The sequence below is a fragment of the Brevundimonas sp. genome (assembly GCF_036677305.1).
Taxonomy (GTDB): Bacteria; Pseudomonadota; Alphaproteobacteria; order Caulobacterales; family Caulobacteraceae; genus Brevundimonas.
In genome coordinates this window covers 1-3,272 of the sequence record NZ_JAKFEB010000077.1, presented here as the reverse complement: position 1 = coordinate 3,272, position 3,272 = coordinate 1, and the positions used below count along the sequence as shown (strand labels likewise).

The window sequence follows — 3,272 nt, the reverse complement described above, 5'->3', positions numbered from 1 at the left end:
GTGGCCTGGCTGGGCTGGCTTTCCCACGACGGGGGGCAGCCGTCGAAACGGCCGGCGTTGACGATGGTCAGGCGGCGCTGGTTGAGCGGCATGACCGGCGACATCGAGCGGCGGCCGTGGCCGGTGTAGAGGTCGATCTTCTGACCCTTGATCGCGCCGCCGGTGTCGGAGGCGTACCAGTAGCCGTCGTGGATCGTGCCGTCGGCCATCCGCATGCCCACCGTCTCGCGGATGAACAGGCGGGTGCGGCGCGGAATGTAGCGGGGATCGGTGGCGACCGTGCGCATGGCGATCGGGCGGCAACCCAGGCTGTCGTTGCCCGTCGCTCCGCCGCCGCCTGCATGGTAGAGATTGGCGCGGGCGCTCCAGTCGGCGTCCTCGGCCATCATGGCCCGCTGTTCGGCGCTCAGAACACGTTCGCCGCTGTCGGAACCTTCGTCAGTCGAGGCGGTTGATACGACGACCGGGTCGGCTGCGACCACGGACTCGTAGGATACCGGCTCTCCGCCATGGGCGGGGAAGGCCATCGCCCAGAAAAGGGCGAGCGCAGCGGCTGTGCCGAGCATGAAAACGACTCACGGAAACGCCGGCCCCATACGCGTCCGGTGCCCGGCTTTTCGTTTCCAATTGTGGCGAAAACCAGACATCCATGCTGCGCTGCGACATCGCGTCCGGTTCTTCGGTGGATAAGTGGGCCTTGTGATGGTCAATCCGAATCTTGTTTGGCCAAATCGGACAAGTCTGTAAGCTGTATTCATCAGCAACAAAAACTTTGCTTGGGTGCGATGCTTACTGTCTATGGAGATATTCGCTCCGGCAACTGTTTGAAGGTCAAGTGGTTGCTCGACCGGCTGAACAGAGATTATCGGTGGATCGAAACCGACGTCATGTCCGGCGTGACGCGAAGCCCGGAGTTTCTGGCCCTGAATCCCGCGGGACAGACGCCGACGGCGGTGTTGGAGGACGGGCGGCCGCTGGCCCAGTCCAACGCCATTCTTCTGTATTTCGGCGAGGGGACGCCGTTTATCCCCAGCGATCGCTATGACCGCGCCCGGATGATGGAGTGGTTGTTCTGGGAACAGTACAGCCACGAACCGTATATCGCCGTGGTCCGGTTCCAGCGCGCCATGGCCGGCAAGCGGGCGGATGAGATCGAGCCCCGACTGGTCGAGCGCGGCCATGCGGCCCTGGCGCGGATGGAGGCGGCGCTGGCGCAGGGCGACTGGCTGGTCGGGGACGGTCCGACGCTGGCCGACCTGGCCCTGGTCGCCTACACCCGCGTCGCGCCCGAGGGCGATTTCGATCTGGCCGCCTATCCCTCCGTCGTCGCATGGATCGGGCGGGTGGAGGACGCGTTCGGGATACGCTAAGGCGGTCCGGTCATTCGCCGGAGCCCCCAGATGAAGCGTCTCGCACTCGCCGCCCTCGTTCTCGCCGCCGCCGGCGGCGTGGCGCTGCAGGCCGACGCCTGGGGAAATACCGGCCACCGGCTGATCGGCGTCGCAGCCGTGCGCGGCCTGCCCGACGAGATGCCGGCCTTCCTGCGTACGCCGGGCGCCTCGGCCGAGGTCGGAGAGCTGGCCCGTGAGCCGGACCGCACCAAGGGCGGCGGCCAGCCGCATGACCGGGAACGCGACACCGCCCATTTCGTCGACATGGACGACGCCGGCCGCATCATCAACGCGGGCGGGCCCTCCATCGACGCCTTGCCGCGTCTGAAGTCCGAGTACGACGCCGCCCTGATCGCTGCGGGCCTGGACGTCGACGACGCCGGCTATCTGCCCTACGCGATCATGGACGGCTATCAGCAGCTGGTTCGCGACTTCGCCACCTGGCGGGTGCTGAACGCCGCCGAGAAGCGCGAGCCGGATCCCGGCAAACGCGCCTGGTACCGCGAGGACCGGCAGCGCCGCGAGGCCCTGATCCTGCGCGACATGGGCTATCTGGGCCACTACGTCGGCGACGGTTCCCAGCCCCACCACACCACGATTCACTACAATGGCTGGTCACGGGATGTTCCAAACCCCGACGGTTTCACGACGTCGCGCCAGACCCACGGCGTGTTCGAAGGCGACTTCACCGGCCGGGTGGCGCGTCTGGACGCGGTCGAGGCGGGGATGACGGCGCCCAGGCTGGATGGCTTCGACCTGCGCGCCCGCGTCCCGGCCTATCTGAAAACGACGCTGGCCGAGGTGCGGCCCTTCTATGTGCTGGAGAAGGCCGGCGGCTTCGGCGAACGGGATGCGCGCGGTGCGGCCTTTGTGGCGGCGCGGCTGGCGGCGGGGGCGTCGGAACTGCGCGACCTGTATGTGCTGGCCTGGCGCGACGCGGCCGACGACGCGATCGGCTGGCCGGCGGTCAAGGTGGCCGAGGTCGAGGCGGGAACCGCAGACCCCTGGCTGGCCATGTACGGGGACGACTGACTCATTCACCGTGCATCCCCGCGAAGGCGGGGACCCAGTTCTTTCGCGAGGCAGACTGCATGGGACCGCCGTCGGTGAAAACAATCTGGCGCCGATGGCCCAAAGCACTGGGTCCCCGCCTTCGCGGGGATGATCGGATATGAGCATCGATCCCGCCGAAGCCCTGATGGCCATAGCCTCGCGCCTGCGCGCGGCGGGGCGGGCCGAGGAGGCGGCGACAGCCTATCGGCAGCTGCTGGCGTTGCGGCCCGATCTGCCGGACAGCTGGTTCAACCTGGCGCTGATGGAGCGGCGGACGGGGCGGTTCGAGGCCGCGCTGGCGGCCTATGCCGAAGCCTTGCGGCGCGGCGTGTCGGGTCCGGAAGAGGCGTGGCTGAACCGGGGGGTGATCCATGCCGACGACCTCGGGCGGCATGATCTGGCGCTGAAGGATCTGGAAGCGGCGCTGGCGCTCCGGCCCGACTATCTGCCCGCCCTGCTGAACCTGGGAAACCTGCACGAGGATCTGGGACAGCGCGAGGCGGCGCGCGACGCCTATGCAAGGGCGCTGACGGTCGCCCCGGGCCACCCGGTCGCGCTGGCGCGGTCAGCCGGTCTGGCGCGACCCGGCGGTCCCGACGACCCGGTGATCCAGAGTCTCCGCTCGGCATTGGCCCAGCGGGACCTCCACCCCGACGACCGCGCGGAACTGGGCTTCGCCCTGGGCAAGGCGCTGGATCAGGTCGAGGCCTATGACGCCGCTTTCGCCGCCTACGCCGAGGCCAACGCCGCCAGCCGGGCCGGAGATCCGGAGGGAGCCCGGTATGACCGTGCGGCGCACGAGCGGTTCATCGACCGGCTGATGGCCGC

The 3,272-nt window shown here is 68.6% G+C and carries 4 protein-coding genes; 3 read left to right on the top strand and 1 reads right to left on the bottom strand.

The genetic code is table 11. The annotated features are described in order from the left end of the window. Positions 1 to 566: 3D domain-containing protein (locus V6M42_RS04550; protein WP_332677445.1), on the bottom strand; the 566-nt coding region annotated here is incomplete at its 3' end. A 219-nt stretch (positions 567 to 785) separates the two neighbouring features. Here V6M42_RS04550 and V6M42_RS04545 point away from each other — a divergent pair. The 3 genes from V6M42_RS04545 to V6M42_RS04535 all read left to right on the top strand — a co-directional run. After that, positions 786 to 1,370, top strand: a complete 585-nt coding sequence (locus tag V6M42_RS04545) for a glutathione S-transferase family protein (protein WP_332659396.1) — start codon at positions 786 to 788, stop codon at positions 1,368 to 1,370. A gap of 30 nt (positions 1,371 to 1,400) precedes the next feature. Further along, a complete protein-coding gene (locus V6M42_RS04540) occupies positions 1,401 to 2,423 on the top strand; it encodes a S1/P1 Nuclease (protein WP_332659395.1) in 1,023 nt (340 codons plus the stop codon). A gap of 139 nt (positions 2,424 to 2,562) precedes the next feature. Further along, a partial coding sequence (locus V6M42_RS04535; RefSeq protein ID WP_332677443.1) for a tetratricopeptide repeat protein occupies positions 2,563 to 3,272 on the top strand: 710 nt, incomplete at its 3' end.

Bases quoted from the DNA above. Each gene is read 5' to 3' on its own strand.
- V6M42_RS04545 (WP_332659396.1), top strand. From the start codon at position 786: ATGCTTACTGTCTATGGAGATATTCGCTCCGGCAACTGTTTGAAGGTC.
- V6M42_RS04540 (WP_332659395.1), top strand. From the start codon at position 1,401: ATGAAGCGTCTCGCACTCGCCGCCCTCGTTCTCGCCGCCGCCGGCGGC.